This is a genomic window from Kitasatospora sp. NPDC001175, from assembly GCF_053598215.1.
In genome coordinates this window covers 1-1,033 of the sequence record NZ_JBSFJU010000240.1, presented here as the reverse complement: position 1 = coordinate 1,033, position 1,033 = coordinate 1, and the positions used below count along the sequence as shown (strand labels likewise).

1 protein-coding gene is annotated in these 1,033 nt (G+C 69.3%); it reads left to right on the top strand.

What is annotated here, in order from left to right:
* Nucleotides 1–123 precede the first annotated feature (123 nt).
* Nucleotides 124–1,033, top strand: a 910-nt coding sequence (locus tag ACWDAK_RS41405; RefSeq protein WP_427396385.1) for a transposase domain-containing protein, incomplete at its 3' end; no start/stop codon positions are given.

Sequence of the window (1,033 nt, the reverse complement as noted above, 5' to 3'; positions counted from 1 at the left end):
GTAGTTAAGGATTTCGGCCGGGGTGCAAGGCAAGGGTCGAGGTACACCGCAGTGCGCGGAACGCAAGCAACGCGGCCCCGTTGGAGCAGGTGTCGACCAAGACGCCCTGCCCGTGGAGCCGCGTTGTCTGTCCATTCTGCCTCGCCGCCTGCCCTGACCACCCTCACGCGGGAAATCACCCTGGCCGCAGGGCATTTCGCTGCCGGGCACCTCGGGGGCCTGACCCCTTGGCTGCCCTTCGAGCTGGTGGACGCCGTCCTGGAGGAGACCCGTGCGGTCCAGCGGAGGCTGCGGGACCTGCCCTCGCGGGTCGGGGTGTACTTCCTCCTCGCGATGTGCCTGTTCCCGGAGGTCGGATACGAACTGGTGTGGGCCAAGATGACCGCCGCCATCGACGACCTGCACCCGGCACCGACCGCCAAGGGTCTGCGCGATCTTCGACGCCGGATCGGCTGTGCCCCGATGAAGGGCCTGTTCGAGGTGGTGGCCGGAGCGCTGGCCCAACCCCGCACCCCCGGAGCGCGGTTCGGCCCCTATCGCACGGTCTCCTTCGACGGCTGCAGTTCCATCAAGACACCCGACAGCGAGCGCAACCGGGCCTGGCTCGGGGGCTGCCCGCACCGCGGCTATCCCCAGATCGAGTTGATGACGCTGGTCGAGACCGGAACCCGCTCGGTGATCGGCGCGGTGTTCGGCCCCACCGGGGTAGGCGAGACTGCCTACGCCACCCGGCTGCTTCACCATCTGGGCCCCAGCATGCTGGTGCTGTGGGATCGCGGGTTCGACGGCAACGACTTCCTCGCCGCTGTCCACGCCACCGGCGCCCGGATCGTGGGCCGCATCAATCAGCGCCGCCGCCCGCCGATCGGAAAGGCCCTTACTGACTCCTCGTATCTGTCGGCCATCGGCGGCGTCCCGGTGCGCGTCATCGAGGCCCAGATCAGCATCGCCTGCTCGGACGGCACCGACTTTGCCGGCTCCTATCGGCTGGTGACCACCCTGCTGGACGCCCGCCGCTACCCCGCCGACCGTC